1 pseudogene is annotated in these 274 nt (G+C 64.6%); it reads left to right on the forward strand.

Going from position 1 to position 274, the window contains the following annotated elements:
- Positions 1–274 (forward strand): annotated as a pseudogene (locus tag SB756_RS29915) (transketolase); the annotation flags it as partial.

Here is a 274-nt window from a genome sequence, read left to right on the forward strand (position 1 = left end):
GCTTCCAGGCCTATGGCTGGCACACCCTGCACGTCACCGATGCCAATGATCTGCAAGCCCTGAGTGCTGCGTTGGCAACCTTCCAGGCCAACACCGGCGCCCCGACCCTGATCGTGGTCGACAGCGTGATCGGCTATGGCTCGCCCCACAAACACAACACGGCCGCCGCCCATGGCGAGCCGCTGGGTGAAGAAGAAATCCGCCTGACCAAGGCCGCCTATGGCTGGCCACAGGACTCCAGCTTCCTGGTGCCCGATGCGGCACGTACGGCGTT

Origin of the sequence: Pseudomonas sp. SIMBA_068 (genome assembly GCF_046534705.1) — a bacterium.
GTDB classification, from domain to species: domain Bacteria; phylum Pseudomonadota; class Gammaproteobacteria; order Pseudomonadales; family Pseudomonadaceae; genus Aquipseudomonas; species Aquipseudomonas putida.